The organism is Phenylobacterium sp. (assembly GCF_036563285.1).
GTDB lineage: Bacteria > Pseudomonadota > Alphaproteobacteria > Caulobacterales > Caulobacteraceae > Phenylobacterium.
This window is the reverse complement of record NZ_DATCMR010000002.1, coordinates 38,245-55,654: the sequence shown is the minus strand read 5'-3', so window position 1 is coordinate 55,654 and position 17,410 is coordinate 38,245. Positions and strand designations below refer to the sequence as shown.

Sequence of the window (17,410 nt, the reverse complement as noted above, 5' to 3'; positions counted from 1 at the left end):
GCTGTAGCGTCTTAGAACTTCGCTTCGAGCGCCAGGGTCACGGTGCGCGGCGGGCCGTAGAAGGCGTTCACCGAATTGCCGAACAGGACACCCGCCGACTGCGGGAAGTTGTAGCCGCCGACGCGATAGGTTTCGTCCGCCAGGTTCTTCCCGTGCAGGCCGACCCGGAAGTGCTCGTCCGCCGAGGTCCACACCAAGCTCGCGTCCAGCAGCCAGTAGGAGCCCTGATCGAGCGAGGACGGGACCTCGAACATCGAGAACTCGGACCGGTAGGAGGCCGAGGGGATGAAGCTGATCGAGCCGGCGTCGCCCAGGTCGCGCTGGTAGGTCAGGCTGAACGCGCCGGTCCATTCCGGTGTGTTCTGGAACACCCGGCTGTTGGCGAAGTCCCGGATCACGGGCGGGGTCTGGGTGAGGTCGAGCGCCCGGTACTCGTCGAACTCAGCCTTGATGTAGCCGAGCGCGAAGTTGGCGCTGAGGTTGTCGGTGAGGACCGCCGTGCCCTCGAGCTCGGCGCCGGACATGTGGCTTTCGCCGACGTTCAGCACCTGGGAGGCGATGGTGGCGCCCACCGGGGTCTGCAGGGTGACCTGCTGGTCCTGGTACTTGGCGTAGAAGACCGCGGTGTTCAGGGTGAGGCGGCGATCGAAGAAGTAGCCCTTCAGGCCGGCCTCGTAGCTGTCCACCGTCTCCGGCTGGTAGCCCTGGGTCGAGCTGGGGGTGATGATCGCGTCGGCCCGCATGTCGAAGCCGCCCGACTTGAAGCCCTGCGAGTAGGCGACATAGCCCGTGAGGTCCGGGCTCATCTCGTAGCGCAGCGACAGGCGCGGGGTGAACTTCTCGTAGCTGTCGGTGGAGGTGAAGTTCGAGCGCACCAGGCCGGGGACGGCCGTGTTGTTGCCGAACAGCGGACTGACCAGCCCGGTGAAGTTCTGACGGTAGACGCGGCCGGTCTTCTCGTCGCGGGTGTAGCGGCCACCGACCGAGACGGTGAGCGCCTCGGTGATGTCGTAGCTCACGTCGGCGAAGGCCGACCAGCTCTCGGTGTCCACGTGGCCCGTGGTCGCGATGGTCAGGTTCGCCTGGCCGAGGACGGTGTCGAAGGCGCCGGCCGCCGTGGCGTTCAGGTAGAACAGGCCGCCGACCGCCTGCAGGCGCTCGCCCGTGTAGAGCAGCTGCAGCTCCTGGGTGAACTGGTGGTCGTTGTAGCGGGCCGGGATGTCCAGGATCCGCTCCGGCAGGGTGTCGAAGTCGATGGTCCCTTCCGTCTCGCCCGCCCGGTAGGCGGTGATCGACTTCAGGGTGATGGTGTCGGAGACCTCGTACTCGCCGAGCAGCGAGACGCCGCGGGTCTCGACCAGGTTCTGGTCGCCCGAGCCGGCCCGGGTGTCATAGACGTCCGGCAGCACCTGACCGCCGGGGATGGGCTGGCCGAGGAAGTTGAGGGCCGGGACCTCGCGGTGGCCATGGCGCGGGTTGGACCGGTCGGTGACGATGTCCCCGGCCAGGCGGAAGAACAGCGCCTCGGACGGGCTCCACTCCAGGGTCGCGCGGGCGGCGGCCACGTCCTTGTTGTAGTGCTCGGCGCCGGTGAACAGGTTGGTCCCGAAGCCGTCGCGGTCGAACTTCGCCCAGGTGAGGCCCAGGCCCAGGGTGTCGCCGATCATGCCCTTGGCGGAGGCGATGACGTCGCGCTGGTTATAGGAGCCGAAGTTGCCGCGCAGGCGGAACTCGGGGTCTTCGTCGATCTTGGCCGTCACGTACTTGATGGCGCCGCCGATGGTGTTGCGGCCGTAGAGCGTGCCCTGCGGCCCGCGCAGCACTTCCATCCGCTCGATGTCGAAGATGTCGAGCACGGCCGCCTGCGGGCGCGCGACGTAGACGTCGTCGATGTAGAGGCCGACGCCCGGCTCGAAGCCCCACAGCGGGTCCTGCTGGCCGACGCCGCGGATGAAGGAGATCAGGGTCGAGTTGGAGCCGCGCGCCACCTGGACCGTCAGGTTCGGCGTCGACTGCTGCAGGGTCGTGATGTCGGTGGCGCCGGTGGCCTCGAGGCGCTCGGCGGTGACCGCGGTGACGGCGACGGGCACGTCGATCAGCGTCTCCTCCCGCCGGCGCGCGGTGACGACCAGCTCCTCGATCACGCCGGTCTCCTCGGCCGCGACGGCGGCTTGCGCGAAGGCGAGCGTGGGAACAACGGACCAGGCGGCGCCCGCCAGGAGCGCCGCTTTGACGATGGCTTTCATGAGGTAGTCCTCCCGATAATTTCACCGATAGGCGAATTTGGAGGACATCTGCCGCGGTTCGCCCGCGCGGCGCCAGCGGGTGGGGCCCGCTGAACGCCGGTTTTTCACTAACTGATGAGTTTAGGCCACAGTGACGCTTACGGAAGCGTCACTGTGGTCAGGCGCGGCCGCGGTTCGCCAGGGCCGCGTAGACCTGGCGTGCGGAGATCTCCCGAACCGCGGGCGTACCGCGTCCCGGGGTGCTGCCGTTCAGGTTCTGGATCATGCCCACGAACACCACCTCGTTGGCCGGATCGATCCAGAACCAGGTGCCGAAGGCGCCGCCCCACCAGTAGCTGTCCTGGCCGTGCGGCAGGCCGCTCTCGGCTGGCCGGCGGTGGACGGCGAAGTCCATGCCGAAGCCGAGGCCTTTTTGCACCGGGCCGTAGAGGTCGACGCCGACGCCGGGCTGCAGCACGTCCTGGCGCATCAGCCGGACGGTCTCGGGCTTCAGGATCCGCGCGCCTTCGAGCTCGCCGTTCTGCAGCAGGGCCTGGGCGAAGCGGAAGTAGTCCTCCGCGGTCGAGTAGAGCCCGCCGCTGCCGGACAGGAACCGGGGCTTGGACGTCACCACCCGCGGCTGCGGCTCCATCCGCACGATCTTGCCGGCGGCGTCGTAGCCGTGGACCGCCGAGACGCGGCCGACCTTCGACGCGTCAACCCAGAACTGGGTGTCCACCATCTTCAGCGGCGTGAAGATGTGGTCCTGCATGTAGCGATCCAGCGATTTGCCGGAGAGCTTCTCGACCACATAGCCCTGGATGTTGACGACGGGACCGTAGGCCCAGTCCGCGCCCGGCTGGCTCTCCAGCGGCAGCTTGGCCAGCTTGTCGATCATCCCCTGCAGATCGGTCTCGGAGAGGCGAGCGCTTTCGTAGACGGAACTCACACCGAAGCCGGCGGTGTGGCTCATGAGCTGGGCCATGGTCATCGGCCGGGTCTGCTCGACCAGCGTGCCGTTCGGCCCCTTCACCTTCAGCCCCGCGAATTCAGGGATGTGCTTGTGGACGGGATCGTCGAGCTTCCACTTCCCCTGCTCGTGGAGCTGCATCATGGCCACGCCGGCGATCGGCTTGGTCATGGAGGCGATGCGGAAGATGCTGTCCGTGCGCACGGGCGTCCCGGTGGCGGCGTCCTGCTTGCCGTAGGCGTCGAAGCTCACCACCCGGCCACGACGGGCCAGCAGGGTGACGACGCCGGCCAGCTTCTGCTGGTCGACAAGGGCGTGCATTTCGCGGTTTACGGCGGCGACGCCGGCGGGCGTGAAGCCGGCCGACTGCGGCGGCATCACCTTGACCGCTGCGAAGGCGGGTCCTGCCAAGGCGGCGGCCGCAGCCCCGGCGAGGAACGTGCGTCGGTCGGCGTAGGTCGTCATGGAAATCCTCCCCAGTGTTCTTTGGGAGAACCTTACGCGGACCTTTTGCGGCCGACCACCTCCTGGATGCCGGCGGCGCACCAGGCGTAAAGTCGGCCGCGGACTGCCTCCAGGTCGCTCGACCGGCAGAGCCCTTCCGACAGCTGGTCGATGCGGCCTGTCTCCGAGAGGGTCAGCATCATCGAGCCGGTGAGGAACTGGTAGCACCAGTATAGGTCGCGGATCTCCGCCTGCGGGAGCACCACCTTCAGGGTGTCGACCAGTCGGTGCACCACTGGATCGAAGAACCGGTGCATCGTCTCGCCGCCCCAGGCGGGGGTGTTGTTTACCAGGGCGACCAGCCGGAAGTAGTTCTTCCAGCCCTCGTCGTTGGTCATGGACCGGTCCAGCAGCGGGCCGATGAAGGCCTCGATCACGCCTTCCACGGTCATGTCGTCGGGGTGCGCCGCCTGGTATGCGGCCATGGCGTCCAGGCGCGCCTGGTTCACCACCTCGGCGCGTCGGGCGAAGACGCTGTCGAAGAGCTCGCGCTTGGCGCCGAAGTAGTAGTGGATGAGCGCGGTGTCGACGCCAGCCTCGGCGGCCACCTGGCGCACGGTGACGCCGTAGAAGCCGTGCTTGCAGAACAGCGCCTCGGCGGCGTCGAGGATCGCCTCGCGGAGGTCCGGCCCCTGCCCCTTCGGCCGCCGGCCGCGCGGCGTCGCCCCCGGATTGTCGTTCACCCAGAAGCCTCCCCGGATCGAACGGGAGACCTCCAGAGCCACAATCCGGAGATTCCCTAACGATCTCAGCTAGTTGTTGACCCAATAACGCAACTGTGGCGCCTGGTTTGGCCCTCACGGACCCCCGTTGGCGCCGCAGCGTCTGGCCCCGGCTGTCCCCCGGGGACCCCGTAGGTCCGACGCCTAGCGTCGCCGTTCAAGTGAAAAAGCTCCACAGGCGAGTCTGGCGCGCCGCGCAGGCCCCCCCATCCCGGAAGGACCCGACCCGATGACCACCGCCGCCCGCGCTTTCGCCCGCCTGCAGCGCCTCGCCCCCGACGCCCTACCCCCGGCCGCGGCCGCAGCCCTGCTGGCCCGCGCCGAGCGCGCGCTCGAAGACGGCGAGCTGTTCCCGATCCGCGGACGCGGGATCGCCTGGAGCCGGCTGGCCGCCGAATGCGGCCTGGACGCCGCCGTCCTCGCCGGCGCCCGCAACCGTCTTGCCCCGCATCTGGCGGCCATCCAGCGCGACCTCGCCGTCCCCGGCCGCGCGCCCAGGCTCCGGGTTCGCAAGCCCCGCCCAGCGCCAGGCCGCCGCCCGCGGCCGCCCGCCCCCGCCCCGCTCGCCCCAGCCCAGCCTGGGGGATTCTCCGCCGCCCTGGCGCGCGAGATGCGGCGGTGGAACGACACGCCCACCACGCTCGCCCGCGCGCTCGCCGAGGAAGGCTGCGCCTGCGCCGCGCGCCGGATCGCCAAGTGGCGGGACGGCCAGGCCCGGCCGGCAGGCGAGGCCAGCCTGGCGGCGGTGGCCGCCATCGAGCGGCGCTACGGCCTCGATCCTGGCGCGCTCGCGGCGCGGATCGTTCCGCGGCAGGGCGTCCCGGCCGCGCTCTACGACGTCTCCTGGCACCTGCCGCAGGACTTCGCGCAGCGCAGCGAGGCCGAGCAGGGCCACATCCTGGCCTGGGTGCGCGCCACCTTCAGCCGCCAGACGCCCTACCGGCGCTACCAGCGCGAAGCCTCCCGCCAGCGGTTCTGCGTCAGCTTCCCGGGCCTGGACTGCGCGACGCCGCCGGTGAGGACCGCGACGGGTCGGCGGCGCAGGGCGGACGCCTCGCAGCTTTTCGCCGCCGAGCCGCTGGCGTCAGAGATGCGGGCGTTGATCGAATTCAAGTCGGCCCGCCTGTCCCCGGCGGACCGCCCACGGCGCGGCGCCTGGAGTCCCAGCACCACCCAGCAGAACCTTCGCCACCTGGGGCTGTTCTTCGGCGCGCTCGCCGCGCCCAGGCGCCCGCCGCTCAACGGCTACGGGGCGCCTCTCGAGGACCTGTCGCTGGCGCTGCTCTGCAGCCCACAGGTCTGGGACGCCTACCTGGCCTGGCGCGAGGCCCGGCGCGGCTGCTTCACCAAGTGGGAGGTGCGCATGCTGGAGAACGCCGCGGCCCTCGTCCACCCGGGGTTCGGGTGGCTGACGCAGAACCCGCAGCTGGCCGAGACGCTCAAGCCCATACCGGGCCTGATCGACGAGGCGGAGGTGGCGCGGCTGCAGGCGGACTGGCCCCGCGCCTGCGCCGACCTCCACCGCTACGCCCGCATGCGGGCCGGCGAGATCGGGCGGCTCGCCCGCGTCCACCGCGACCCCTTCGAGGCCATCCTGCCGGTCCTGGAGGCCGACAGCCCGCTTTCCGAGTACCTGAAGATCGGCGACGAGATCCTCGCCCGCGCCCCGGACGAGCACCTGAAACCCGTGCGCCACGCCGAGGCGATGCGCACCTGGCTGATGCTGAGGCTCGGCCTGCACCTGGGCTTCAGGGCGCGCAACCTGGCCGAGCTCCTCGTCTGCCTGCCGGGCCGGAAGCCCCGCAGCGAGCATGAGCTTGCAGACCTGAGGGCCGCGGAGCTGCGGTGGAATGCCAGCCGCGGGACCTGGGAGGTGTTTGCGCCGGCTGCGGCCTTCAAGAACGCGCACTCGGCCTTCTTCCGCGGGGCGCCGTTCCAGCTGACCCTGGCCGACCGCGGCGGGCTCTATGCCCGCCTCCACGACTACCTGTCACGCCAGCGCCCGCGGCTGCTCGCCGGCGCCCCCGACCCTGGCCTGCTCTTCGTGCGCCACGTGAAGTCTGCGGGCGATCCGCCGGGGCTCGACCGGTGGCGCTTCCACGAGGCCTGGCGCCGGATGATCGAGCGCTACGGGGTCTTCAATCCCTGGACGGGCAAGGGTGCGCTCGTGGGCGTCCTGCCGCACGGGCCGCATGCGCTCCGAGCCGTGCTCGCCACCGAGGTGCTGAAGCGAACCGGGTCCTTCGAGGAAGCCGCCTACGCCATCCAGGACATGCCCTCCTCGATCGTGGACCACTACGGCCGCTTCCTGCCGGGCGAGAAGGCGGCGCGCGCGGCGCGCGTGCTGGACCGTGTCTGGAGCGACGCGGCTGAGGAGCGACGTGACCAGTGCGTCTAACCAAGGGAGGCGAGCCGCCGCTTGCGCCAGATAACCTAAGCGCTTAGGATTTGGGAAGGGGCCCGTGCCTACCGTTGCCACGTTGCTCGGGCTGCGGGTGGTGATCTACCCGAACGATCACCCCCCCAGGCACATCCATGTCATGGACGCGGAGCACGAGGCGCGGTTTGCGTTGGACGACGGGGGTGCGGTGACCCTGATGGAGAATTACGGCTTCCGTCGCAGGCGGCTCGAGGCGATCCGCGCCGAGCTGGAGGCAAGGCGCGAAGCGTTGATTGCGGAGTGGGTGAGGATCCATGGCCAATGAAGTGAAGGCCGCCGACGCCGCGGCGAAGGAACGGCTGGATCAGACTCCGCGTGCGGTAGGCGCGAGCTACGCCGCCGCCCAGGACCGACTGCTGGTCGAACTGTCCAGCGGGCTGGGCCTGCTTCTGGATTACCGCAGGGTCGAGGGCCTCGAGCGGGCGGCGCCGAGCGACCTCGACGCGGTGGTCATCAGCCCGTCGGGCTACGGCCTTCACTTCCCCACACTTGATGCCGACGTCTATCTGCCGGCGCTGCTGGAGGGACAGCTTGGATCGCGGCGCTTCATGGCATCCCGGCTGGGTCGCGCCGGAGGCAAAGCTCGTACGGCGGCCAAGTCGGGCGCTGCGCGCGCAAACGGGCGGCTCGGCGGCCGTCCCCGGAAGGACAAGTCCGCGCAGCGTTAGGTCACGATGGCGCCCTGATCTTCCGAGGGCGCACCGCGAAGATGCGGCCTAGGCCACGCGTCGCGCGGCGTGGCACAAAGGGCGTGCAGAGCCTCAGGGGAGCCACGAATGCGCTGGAGCTGGATCCGATCGACTGCGGCGCTAAGCCTTTCCCTGACCGTTCTCCTGGGCGCCGTCCCCGCCGTCGCGGCCGAGAGCGTGCTCTTCATCGGCAACAGCTTCACCTTCGGGGCGATGTCGCCGGTCTGGAAGTACAAGGCCGACACGGTCACCGACCTCAACAAGGGGGGCGTGGGCGGCGTGCCGGCCCTGTTCAAGGCGTTCACCCGCCAGGCGGGCCTCGACTACGACGTCAGCCTGGAGACCGTACCCGGGCAAGGACTCGACCATCACCTGGCGGAGAAACGCGCCCTCATCGACCGGTCCTGGGACCACGTCGTGATGCATGGCTATTCCACCCTGGACCGCGCCAAGCCCGGCAATCCCGCCCTCCTCTTCGCCACCGCCGGCGAAGCCGCACGCATGCTGAAGGCGCGCAACGCGCGTGCGAACATCCATCTCACCGCGACCTGGGCCCGTCCGGACCTGATCTATCGCCCCGGGCAGCCGTGGTCGGGCAAGTCGCTGGCGATCATGACCGCGGACCTGCGCCGCGCCTACGACAAGGCCGCGGCGGCCGCACCCGAGATCAAGAGCGTCATCCCCGTGGGTGACGCCTTCCAGCGCGCGGTCGACAAGGGCGTCGCCGACGGCAACCCCTACGACGGGATCAGCCCGGACCAGATCGACCTGTGGACCTATGATCACTACCACGGCTCCACCTTCGGCTATTACCTGGAAGCCCTGATGGTGTTCGGGCGGATCACCGGGAAGGACCCGCTCTCGCTTGGCCCGCGCGAGACCTCGGCCGCCGAGCTGGGCCTCTCGCCGGCGCAGGCTACGGCCTTGCAGCAGATCGCCCACGACGAGCTCGCCGCCTACAGGGGCAAGGGCCGCTGACGGCTCCCGCACCCCGGCCTGCATGGACGCTTCACATCCGCCCCCTGGCCGTGTGAGCTGCTAGGACGTGAATCAGCCCGCTCACGCCATCGATGCGCCGGCCTTCGAGCCGGCGATCCCGCCTCGACTGTGGCGGATGACGCGGCTGTCGCTGGGCTACCTGTCGGATTCGATTCGGATCAGCCGCGGCGACTCCGACCTCCTCGACCGGCTGCTGATCGCGGCCGCCATCGACGCCAACCTTGGCCCGGTCAAGCAGGACCCCGAGCTGCAGTTTGCGTACGGCGCGCTGGACGCGCCGCCTCCGTCGCGCCTGCTCCGGCCGGTTCGGGTCAATGCGCTCGCCGCATCCCTGGGCCTGCCGTACGAGACCGTGCGCCGCAGGATGCGCAGGCTCCTCGATCAGGGGGCATGCCGCGCGATCGCCGGCGGCGTGGTCATCGCCGAAGGCGCGCTCGGCACGCCGGCTTTCAAGGCGATGAGCCTCGCCCGGTATGATCGCCTTCGACGCTTCTACCTCGAGCTCCTGGCCGCCGAGGCGACGCCGCGCTTCGCTGAAGCGCGAAGCGTTGAGCCGCCTTGGGATGCCGGCCCGTTTGCGTCGGACCTTCCCGTGCGGGTGGTGAACCGCCTCCTCGCCGAATACCTGCTGCGCTTCATCGAAGGGGTCATGCGCCGGCTGGGCGATCCGCTCACCGGGCTGTTCCTGCTGGAGGTTGCGCGAGAGGCCACCGAGCCCCTGGGCGACCTCCCACCCGATCCGGCCATTCCAGGGCGCAGGCCTCAGGCAGTGCGGATCTCGGTGCTGGCCCAACGGATGAAGACCCCGCCGGAGACCCTGAGACGAAGGGCGGCCGAACTCGAGCGCGCCGGCGTCTGCGCGCGCACCCCGCAGGGCGTGGCCCTGCTCTCAACCGGCCTGTCGCATCCGCAGGTGCTGGGGCTGGCGGGTGAGAACGCCGCAAACCTCGCGCGGCTCCTCGTCCGCCTGGAGCGCATGGGGATGCTGCGGCGCTGGCGTGCGGAGGCCGAGGAGAGCGCTGCCGCTGGCGAGGCGCAGCCTGTCGACAGGGAACGCACGCTGGTGTGAGGGCCACTGGCCACGTCGTGACGCGACGCGCTGAGGCCCTGCAGCCGCCGCCGAGAGGCGGCCGCTGCAGGCCACGGCGCTGGACCTCCCGTCAGGCGCTAGCGGAACAGCCCCAGCACCATGGAAGAGGCCTGGTTCGCGATGGACAGCGCCTGCACCCCCAGTTGCTGCTTGGTCTGCAGCGACTGCAGCTTGGCGCTTTCCTTTGCGAGGTCTGCGTCCACCAGATTGCCGATGCCGGCGTCCAGCGTGTCCTGCAGCTTGTTCACGAACACCAGGTGGGACGCCAGCGACTTCGATCCGGTTCCCAGGCTGGACAGTGCGCTGGAGACGTTCGTGATCGCTGTGTTCAGGGTCGCGATCATCGCCAGGGATTCCGATGCCGTGCCGAGCGAAGCCGTCGCCGCCAGTCCGCTCAAGGCGCCCGAACCCAGGTCCATGGCCTGGCTCTCAACGGTGATGACGGAGGTTCCGTCCGCATTGGCCAGCGCCGCCACGGTCGTCGGCGCCGTCGCCTTCAGCATGTTGGCGCCGTTGAATTCCGCGTTGGCGACGGCCTTGGCGATCTGGTCCCGCAGGGAGATGAAGTCGTCGTTCAGCGCGACCCGACTGTTGGCGTCCAGCGTTATGTCCGAGGCGGTAAGCGCCTTCTCCTTCATCGTGATCAGGAGGTCGGATATCGTCTCGCCGGCGGAGACCGCCACGTCGACGGTGGATTGGCCGCGCTGCAGGGACTCACGCACAGCATTGAGCGAGCTCGACGCGGCTCGCTGGTTCTGGGCGATCGCCCATACCGCCCCATTGTCCTTGACGCTGCCCACCCGCTTGCCGGTGTTGATCCGGTTCTGGGTGGTCATCAGGTCGGCGTTGGTGGTGTTTAGGTTCTGCAGGGCGACCATCGCGCCCACGTTGGTGTTGACGCTGTTGTAAGGCATCAGCGCACCCCTCTCTCTTCAAGATGTCCGGCGCGCTTTTGCGACCGGGAGCATTTTGCTCAGCCGCAAGGGCTGGCAAGGCCGGGGCCGCGAATCGGCAAGACTGAAGAGATTGAGATCGCCAACGAAAAACGCCGCCGTCGATGCGCCAGCAGAAAGCAAGTCTGAAAATTTTGCCCACCCGCCGGAATATTGTGCCGCATCGCGGCAACATCTTCCACAACTTCCGGGAATGGTAAGCTCTACTGAAACCTGTGTCCAGCTAATCTGTAATTGCAAGGCTGCTACCATGGGAAGCATCGCCGCTCAGGGCCGGCCGGCATGGCGCCCCTTAATCGAGTGCTTAGAGAGTGAGGCTAGGCTGTGCCTAGAAACTCGGAGCCGACATGGGCCAGCTGGACAGATCCGGATCTCCCCTGCGCGTGCTCGCCGTAGCCGACCATCCGACCAACCGAACCGTGTTCGAGATGATCCTCGAGCTGGCCGCGGCGCGGGTGGTCTGCGTGGAGGACGGCGCCCAGGCCGTCGACGCCTATCGCACCTCCAAGTTCGACATCATCCTCATGGACCTGCAGATGCCGGTGAACGGCGTCACCGCGACGCGGGAGATCCGCCGGATCGAGGCCGAGCAAGGCATGCCGCGCACGCCGCTGCTGGTGGTGACGGCGAACACCATGTCCGAGCAACTGCTGCAAGCGAAGGCCGCCGGGGCGGACTGCCACATGGGCAAGCCGATCACCCCGGAGACCCTGTTGGAGGCCATGGACAAGGCCATGGACGCGGCCGCTCGCGCGGCCGCCTGAGCTCAGGCGTCCGCGACGCCTGCGCCCGCGCGACGCTCCGCGCCGGCGTAGTCCGGGTCCGCCCGCCGACGTCGATCCGGCCCCAGGTAGGTCTCGGTGCTGATGAATGGACGGGGTCGGTGAACGATGGCCGCCAGCCGCTCATAGAGCGCGGTCACCGTAAAGGGCTTGACCAAGAACTCGTTCACGCCAGCGTCTCGGGCGGCCGCGACGGTGGGCAACTCCGCCGAGCCGGTGAGCATGAGGATCGGCATGAAGGGCGTCGGGCTGTCCGCGCCCCGCCGGATACGCCGCACCAGGTCAAGACCGTCCTCGCGCCCAAGATTCCGATCGAGGATGACCAGGTCGTGGCCGCCCTTCACATAGGAGGCCCAACCGCCTTCAAGCGTGTCTGCCGTGTCCAGCATCCGCGCCTCGAAGCTGCGCAGAACCGTCCGCACGATCTCCGCCATGTGAGGATTGTCCTCGACCAGCAGGATGCGGACGTCGGCCAGCCTCACGGCGCCCGGCCCTTCCGCCGCTCGGCGCCCTTGTACTCAGGATCGTTGCGCCGCCGGCGGTCTGGCCCGAAGTAATCCGGCGACTGAATGAACGGCCGCGGCCGATTGATCAGCGCGGTCAACCGGTCGGCCATGGCCGCCACCGTGAACGGCTTGATCAGGAACTCGCTCACGCCTGCGTCGCGAGCTGCGGCGACCACCCGCCGCTCGCCCGAGCCGGTCAGCATCAGGATCGGGATATAGGGGTTCCTGCACCGCTTCGGGTCGCGGATGCGCCGAACCAGCTCGACGCCGTCCCCGTCGCCGAGATTGCGGTCGACGATCACATAGTCGAAGTCCTCGGCCTGCAGCCGGCCCCATCCGGCGTCTATCCCGGTGGCGAACTCGGCGCGCTGATCGCCCAGCCCGGACAGGACGGCGCGGATGACCTCCACCATCTGGCGGTTATCCTCGACGATCAGCACATTCAACGAAGACACGGCAGCCCCTCCCCCGCGGCGGGTCTAGCGCGCTTGCGCAATGCGCGCACGAGACCGCCAGTTGCCGCATGCGCCGTCAGGTAGAATTCGAGGCGCAAATCGCACGGGGCGAACACCGGTCTCTGCGTTGACCCATGTCCGGGCGCCGCCCATGCTCGCGCCGGGGAAGAGAACGGGGGGATGCAGATGTCGGAAACGGCCAGCATACGGCACCAGTCGATCGACGCCGTCCGCGGCTTCGCGGTGCTGGGCATCCTCCTGATGAACATCGTCGGCATGGGGCTGCCGGCCTTCGCCTACATCGACCCCACCTACGCCGGCCACGAGAGCGCGGCCGACCTGTGGATGTGGGCGGTGAACAATGTGCTCACCGACGGCAAGATGCGGGCGCTCTTCACCATGCTGTTCGGCGCGAGCGCCGTGCTGATCGCGCAGCGGGCCGAATCGGGCCGGCCGGGGCCGGTCGAGACCCACTACCGGCGGATGTTCTGGCTGTTCGTGTTCGGCATGCTGCACGCCTACTTGCTGTGGTGGGGCGACATCCTGGTGACCTATGCGGTGGCCGGCCTCGTCATCTTCCCGTTCCGCAAGCTGCCGGTGCGGGTGCAACTGGCGGTCGGCGCGGCGATCCTGCTCGGGCTGCTGGCCTTCAACCTGTTCCTGACCGGCCAGTTCGAGGCCGCCCGGGCCGCGGCGCTCGCCCCCGGCGCCTCGGGGGCGGATATCAAGGCCTGGCAGGAGATGTCCTTCCTCCTGTCGCCCCCGCCCGAGCTGGGCGCGCAGCAGATCGCCGGGTTCGGCGGCAGCTTCATGGACGCGCTCAGGGCGCGCACCCAGATGGCTATCATCGGCCAGACGAAGATCTTCCCCATCGACGCCCTGCCCGAGGCGATCGGCCAGATGTTCGTCGGCATGGCCCTGTTCCGGAGCGGCTTCTTCACCCTCGGCTGGTCCAGCCGGGCGTACACGACGATGATCGCGCTGGGTTACCTGGTGGCGGTCCCCGCCACGGCCGGGCTCACCTGGATGATCTGGCGCAGCGGCTTCGAGCCCCTGGCCCTGCACCGCTGGGAAGTCTGGCAGCAGACCACGCGTCCCTTCGTTGGGCTCGCGCACGCCAGCGTGCTGCTCCTGGTGGTCCGGGCGGGCGCCTTGAGCTGGCTCGTCGACCGGCTGACGGCGGCCGGCCGGATGGCGTTCTCCAACTACCTGCTGACCTCGGTCATCACGATGCTGGTGTTCTGCGGTTTCGGCCTGGGACTGTACGGCCAGCTCTCGCGGGTCGAGCTGCTCTACGTGGTGGTCGGCGTCTGGGCCCTCATCCTGCTGTGGAGCCAGCCGTGGCTTGCCCGCTTCCACTACGGCCCCTTCGAGTGGGCTTGGCGCAGCCTCGTGAAGTGGAGCCCGCAGCCGTTCGTGAACGGCGCGCCGGGGCGCGCCGTGGCGCCGGCCGAGTAGCTGGCATGAAAAAAGCCCGGGCCTCGCGGCCCGGGCTCTCTTCATCCCGGTTTCAGGATCAGTAGTTCGTCACCCAGTTGTCGATCACGTACCAGCCGGTGCCCTGGTCGTAGATGCCGTTGGTGATCACGATCTGGACCTTGTCGACGTCGTTGAAGTTCAGGACGATGTTCTCAAGCTCGGTGTCGCTGAGGACCACGTGGCGGCGGTACTTCTCCACCCCGTTGTCGTAGCCGATGATGTCCACCTCCTGCGCGTCGTCGTAGTAATTGAAGAACGCCCCGTCGGCCATTTCCACCGAGACCAGGTCGAAATCCGAGCCATCGGTCCGCGTGACGGTCATCACCTTCGGCCCGTAACCGTTGTAGGCTTCGTTATCGCCGCCGTTCTGGTGCCAGTCACTGCCGTAGAAGGTCACATGGCTGCCGTTGCTGGTGTAGGCAGAGCCGGTCCCCACCCAGTTGAAGCCGCCGTAGCCCGCAGGCACCTGGTAGACGTCGTCGAATGTGGCGATGTGGTTACCGGCCGCCGGCTCGTTGAGGCCCTGCACCGCCACTGAGATCACCTTCTGCGTGCCATCGAGCGACGTCACCGTCAGCACGTCATTCACGGTCTGTCCGGTGTTGAGGGCCTGCACCGCCGCGCTGCTGTTGTTCAGCGTATAGGTCCATGCCCCCGCGGTGTTGATGGTGAGCGAGCCGTATGTCCCGTTCACCGTCGCGGCGTTGAAGCTCGACTGGTTGTCGTCGGGGTCGACCACGCTCAGCTGGCCGCTCGCGGTCTGGGTGGTGTCTTCCTTCACCGTGCCGGTGCTCTGGCCCGCGAAGCTCGCCGGGTCGTTAACGCCCACGACCGTGACGGTACGGCTGACGTGGCTCGTCGCCGCGCCGTCCGTGACATCCCACTCCAGCGTCACCGTCTGGGTCGCGCCCGCTGCGAGGTGATTGTAGGCGGCGTGCGCGGCATTGAAGGTGATGATGTTGGTCTGGCTGTTGAACGTCGCGCCGGCCGGCAGCACACCTACGGTCGCCGTCAGCGCATCACCGTCCGGATCCTGAACGCCGCCGAAGGCGCCGATGCTGAGCGTCTGGCCTTCCTGGATCGTGCCGTAGTTTAGGGCAGTCACCACCGGCGCGTCATTGGTTCCGGTCACCGTCCATCGGGCCGAGGTCCCGTACGACGCGTTCCCGTCCGTGACACTGTAGTTGACGATCACGGTCGTCGACTGTCCCGCCTTCAGGCTGTTGTACGCCAGGTGGTTGGCGTCGAGACTGAAGGAGTGCGTCGCCGCGTCCCAGGTGACGCCCGGGGGCAGGTTGGCGGGCACGTCGATCACGCTCAGCACGGCGCCGTCGTCCACGTCCGAGGCATTGGCCAGCGCATCGAGCACATGGATGCCGGAACCTTCGGCGGCCGTGGTGGAGACCGCGCTGCTCACCACGGGGGCGTCGTTGGTCCCATGGACGATGAAGGTCGCCGTCTGGGGGGTGACGAGCTGGCCGTCGGAGATGCCCCAGGTCAGCTGCACCGTCTGCGTGGCGCCGGCCGCCAGGTGATTGTAGGCCGGATCGCTGGCGTTGAAGGTGAAGAGCTTCGTCGCCGGATCGAAGGAGACTCCGGCGGGCAACTGGCCCAGCACGACCGACAGCGGATCGCCTTCGGGGTCGTTCGCGCCGACGCCGTTGACGATCGGGTTACCGCCGCCTTCGAAGACGTTCAGGTTGATTTCGCCGAACACCTGCGGGGCGTCGTTCGTGCCGGTGATCGTCCACGATACGGAACCGGCCCGGCTGAGCTCACCGTCCGAAACGCCGTAGGTCACGGTGACCACTCGCGTCTGCCCCACCTGCAGGCTGTTGTAGGCCGGGTGATTGGCGTCGAGGGTGAAGGTCTTGGCGGCGGCGTCGTAAGTGACGCCGGCGGGCAGCTGCGTCGGCACGCCGACCAGGGAGAGCACGTCGCCGTCGTCCACGTCCGACGCATTGGCCAGCGCGTTCACGGTGTGCGAGCCGGGGCCTTCGGTCACCGTAGCGGTCACCGGCCCCGAAACCACCGGAGCGTCGTTGGCGCCGACTATGGTCAGGGTTGCCTGGCTCGTCGCCGTCGCGCCGTGTTGATCGGCTACGGTGTAGTCCACCAGCACAGTCGCGGTCTGGCCGCGGCCGAGGTGGTCGTAGGCCGCGCCCGGGGCGAACTGCAGCCTATTGTCGACGATCGACACCTGGCCCTGGCCCTGCGCGAGCGAGACGTTCGCGAGGCTGAGCACGGCGCCATCATCAGCGTCGGTGTCGTTCGCCAGGAGGTTCAACGCGGCAAGGCCATTCTCGCTGACGGTGAAGGCGTCGGCCGTCGCGACCGGGCCGTCGTTCGTGCCGGTGATGGTCCAGGAGACCTGCGCGCCGGTCACGACCTGTCCGTCGGAGACCCCGTAGTTCACGGTAACGGTCACGGTGTCGCCGAGCCCGAGATGATTGTAGGCGGCGTTCGTGGGGTCGAGGGTGAATCGGTTGGTCTGGGCGTCGAAGGAGACCCCGGCCGGCAGGGTGGCCGGTACATTGACCACCGACAGAACCGCGCCGTGATCCACGTCGGAAGCATTGGCGAGGCCGTTCAGCGTGACGGCGGCTGCGCCTTCCGCCGCCGAGCCCGTCACCGCGCCGGAGACCACCGGGGCGTCGTTGGTGCCGGTGAGGGTGACGGTGACAACCTGGGTGGCCTTGCCGCCCTGACTATCGGCCACTTCGACGGTGTAGGTCTGCACCCGCGTCTCGCCGGCCGCGAGCGCGTCCAGCGCCGCGTCCGGGACGCTGAAGCTCCACCCGACGGTGTTGCCGCTCTGGTCCACAGCCCCGAGGCTGAACGTACCGACGTAGCTCGCTGCGCCAGGCGTGAAAGTGGCGCTGTGGGTGTCGTTGACGTCCAGGTCGGCGAAGGCGATCGATCCGGAGGTCGCCAGAGCCGAGGTGTTCTCGCCGGCGGCGCCGTCGGCGATCTCCGTCACCTGGCCCGTGGCGGTCGCCGAGGTGATGGTCGGCCCATCATTCGTGCCGGTCAGGGTCACGGTGACGGTGGCGACGCTCAGCGCGCCGTTCCCCAGTTGAATCGTGTAGGTGAAGGTGTCGGTGCGGGTCTCGCCAGCGCCCAGCGCATCGATCGCCGCGCTCGAGGCCACGTAGAGGATCTTTCCGTCGACGATGCTGACGGTCCCGTTGAGCGCCGTCGTGGCCGTGGATGCCGCCTGCGACGGCTGACCCTGGTTCACCGAGTAGAGCGTCTTGGCGTTCCCGCCCAGGTCGTTGGCCATGACGTCGAGGCGGACGCTGGTCCCCTCAGTCGCCGCGAAGGCGTCGTCCTTCGCCTGCGGCGTGGTGCCGATCGAATTCCCGTTAGCTGCCACTAGATAGTCCCCCAACTTCTCGCCGGCGGCCGCGGCCATGCTCATGGTCCGCGGGGCCAGGCCCCCACAATTTGGCGCGCGCCCCATTCAGGTTCGCGCACCGGCGTTCTTGGTTCAGCTCGCAGCGGTAGCGAACGGATTTCGTTCGATTAACCGTCTGCTGGGCGTCTATGTCGCACCCGCCTCGACCTCCGCGTGCGGAGCTCTCGGCAACGTTGCG

At 68.7% G+C, this 17,410-nt stretch carries 14 protein-coding genes; 7 read left to right on the top strand and 7 right to left on the bottom strand.

Annotated elements, in window-relative coordinates; translation table 11 throughout:
- Window positions 1-11 precede the first annotated feature (11 nt).
- The 3 genes from VIL76_RS00555 to VIL76_RS00545 form a co-directional block, all read right to left on the bottom strand.
- Window positions 12-2,246 (bottom strand): TonB-dependent receptor, encoded by a 2,235-nt coding sequence (locus tag VIL76_RS00555; protein WP_332043028.1) that lies wholly within the window; start codon window positions 2,244-2,246, stop codon window positions 12-14.
- A gap of 157 nt (window positions 2,247-2,403) precedes the next feature.
- On the bottom strand, window positions 2,404-3,660 hold the full coding sequence (locus VIL76_RS00550; protein ID WP_332043027.1) for a serine hydrolase domain-containing protein: 1,257 nt from the start codon (window positions 3,658-3,660) through the stop codon (window positions 2,404-2,406).
- Window positions 3,661-3,692: 32 nt separating this feature from the next.
- A complete protein-coding gene (locus tag VIL76_RS00545) occupies window positions 3,693-4,382 on the bottom strand; it encodes a TetR/AcrR family transcriptional regulator (protein ID WP_332043026.1) in 690 nt (229 codons plus the stop codon).
- A gap of 268 nt (window positions 4,383-4,650) precedes the next feature.
- Between VIL76_RS00545 and VIL76_RS00540 the strand changes: the two genes are divergently transcribed.
- From VIL76_RS00540 to VIL76_RS00520, 5 genes are all read left to right on the top strand, one after another.
- On the top strand, window positions 4,651-6,819 hold the full coding sequence (locus VIL76_RS00540) for a hypothetical protein (protein ID WP_332043025.1): 2,169 nt from the start codon (window positions 4,651-4,653) through the stop codon (window positions 6,817-6,819).
- A 64-nt stretch (window positions 6,820-6,883) separates the two neighbouring features.
- A complete protein-coding gene (locus VIL76_RS00535) occupies window positions 6,884-7,126 on the top strand; it encodes a DUF4160 domain-containing protein (protein ID WP_332043024.1) in 243 nt (80 codons plus the stop codon).
- The gene (locus VIL76_RS00530; protein WP_332043023.1) at window positions 7,116-7,529 is read left to right on the top strand and encodes a DUF2442 domain-containing protein; all 414 of its coding nucleotides are present in this window, start codon (window positions 7,116-7,118) and stop codon (window positions 7,527-7,529) included. The genes VIL76_RS00535 and VIL76_RS00530 overlap by 11 nt, the downstream gene beginning before the upstream one ends.
- A 108-nt stretch (window positions 7,530-7,637) precedes the next feature.
- Window positions 7,638-8,528 (top strand): DUF4886 domain-containing protein, encoded by an 891-nt coding sequence (locus tag VIL76_RS00525; RefSeq protein ID WP_332043022.1) that lies wholly within the window; start codon window positions 7,638-7,640, stop codon window positions 8,526-8,528.
- A gap of 67 nt (window positions 8,529-8,595) precedes the next feature.
- Window positions 8,596-9,618 carry a hypothetical protein gene (locus VIL76_RS00520; RefSeq protein ID WP_332043021.1) on the top strand — a complete coding sequence of 341 codons (1,023 nt, stop codon included), beginning with the start codon at window positions 8,596-8,598 and terminating at the stop codon, window positions 9,616-9,618.
- A 98-nt stretch (window positions 9,619-9,716) separates the two neighbouring features.
- Here VIL76_RS00520 and VIL76_RS00515 read toward each other — a convergent pair whose 3' ends face one another.
- Entirely contained in the window at window positions 9,717-10,553 is an 837-nt protein-coding gene (locus VIL76_RS00515) for a flagellin (protein ID WP_332043020.1), read from the bottom strand.
- 386 nt (window positions 10,554-10,939) lie between these two features.
- Here VIL76_RS00515 and VIL76_RS00510 point away from each other — a divergent pair, with 386 nt between their 5' ends.
- Window positions 10,940-11,356, top strand: a complete 417-nt coding sequence (locus VIL76_RS00510; protein WP_332043019.1) for a response regulator — start codon at window positions 10,940-10,942, stop codon at window positions 11,354-11,356.
- 2 nt (window positions 11,357-11,358) lie between these two features.
- On the opposite strand, the gene VIL76_RS00505 is transcribed toward VIL76_RS00510, so the two are convergent.
- Both VIL76_RS00505 and VIL76_RS00500 read right to left on the bottom strand, forming a co-directional pair.
- Window positions 11,359-11,856, bottom strand: a complete 498-nt coding sequence (locus VIL76_RS00505) for a response regulator (protein ID WP_332043018.1) — start codon at window positions 11,854-11,856, stop codon at window positions 11,359-11,361.
- Window positions 11,853-12,335, bottom strand: coding sequence for a response regulator (locus VIL76_RS00500; RefSeq protein ID WP_332043017.1), 483 nt, complete (start codon window positions 12,333-12,335; stop codon window positions 11,853-11,855). Before VIL76_RS00500 ends, VIL76_RS00505 begins: the two co-directional genes overlap by 4 nt.
- 186 nt (window positions 12,336-12,521) lie before the next feature.
- Here VIL76_RS00500 and VIL76_RS00495 point away from each other — a divergent pair, with 186 nt between their 5' ends.
- A complete protein-coding gene (locus VIL76_RS00495) occupies window positions 12,522-13,793 on the top strand; it encodes a DUF418 domain-containing protein (protein WP_332043016.1) in 1,272 nt (423 codons plus the stop codon).
- Window positions 13,794-13,851: 58 nt separating this feature from the next.
- Here the strand turns inward: VIL76_RS00495 and VIL76_RS00490 are convergent, their stop codons facing one another.
- On the bottom strand, window positions 13,852-17,229 hold the full coding sequence (locus VIL76_RS00490; protein WP_332043015.1) for a VCBS domain-containing protein: 3,378 nt from the start codon (window positions 17,227-17,229) through the stop codon (window positions 13,852-13,854).
- Between the last annotated feature and the right edge of the window lie 181 nt (window positions 17,230-17,410).

What these genes read in the sequence shown, in the direction of transcription:
- VIL76_RS00550 (WP_332043027.1), bottom strand. Translation starts at nt 3,660, where the DNA reads ATGACGACCTACGCCGACCGACGCACGTTCCTCGCCGGGGCTGCGGCC.
- VIL76_RS00530 (WP_332043023.1), top strand. Translation starts at nt 7,116, where the DNA reads ATGGCCAATGAAGTGAAGGCCGCCGACGCCGCGGCGAAGGAACGGCTG.
- VIL76_RS00495 (WP_332043016.1), top strand. Translation starts at nt 12,522, where the DNA reads ATGTCGGAAACGGCCAGCATACGGCACCAGTCGATCGACGCCGTCCGC.
- VIL76_RS00490 (WP_332043015.1), bottom strand. Translation starts at nt 17,229, where the DNA reads ATGGCCGCGGCCGCCGGCGAGAAGTTGGGGGACTATCTAGTGGCAGCT.
- VIL76_RS00510 (WP_332043019.1), top strand. Translation starts at nt 10,940, where the DNA reads ATGGGCCAGCTGGACAGATCCGGATCTCCCCTGCGCGTGCTCGCCGTA.
- VIL76_RS00555 (WP_332043028.1), bottom strand. Translation starts at nt 2,246, where the DNA reads ATGAAAGCCATCGTCAAAGCGGCGCTCCTGGCGGGCGCCGCCTGGTCC.
- VIL76_RS00515 (WP_332043020.1), bottom strand. Translation starts at nt 10,553, where the DNA reads ATGCCTTACAACAGCGTCAACACCAACGTGGGCGCGATGGTCGCCCTG.
- VIL76_RS00525 (WP_332043022.1), top strand. Translation starts at nt 7,638, where the DNA reads ATGCGCTGGAGCTGGATCCGATCGACTGCGGCGCTAAGCCTTTCCCTG.
- VIL76_RS00540 (WP_332043025.1), top strand. Translation starts at nt 4,651, where the DNA reads ATGACCACCGCCGCCCGCGCTTTCGCCCGCCTGCAGCGCCTCGCCCCC.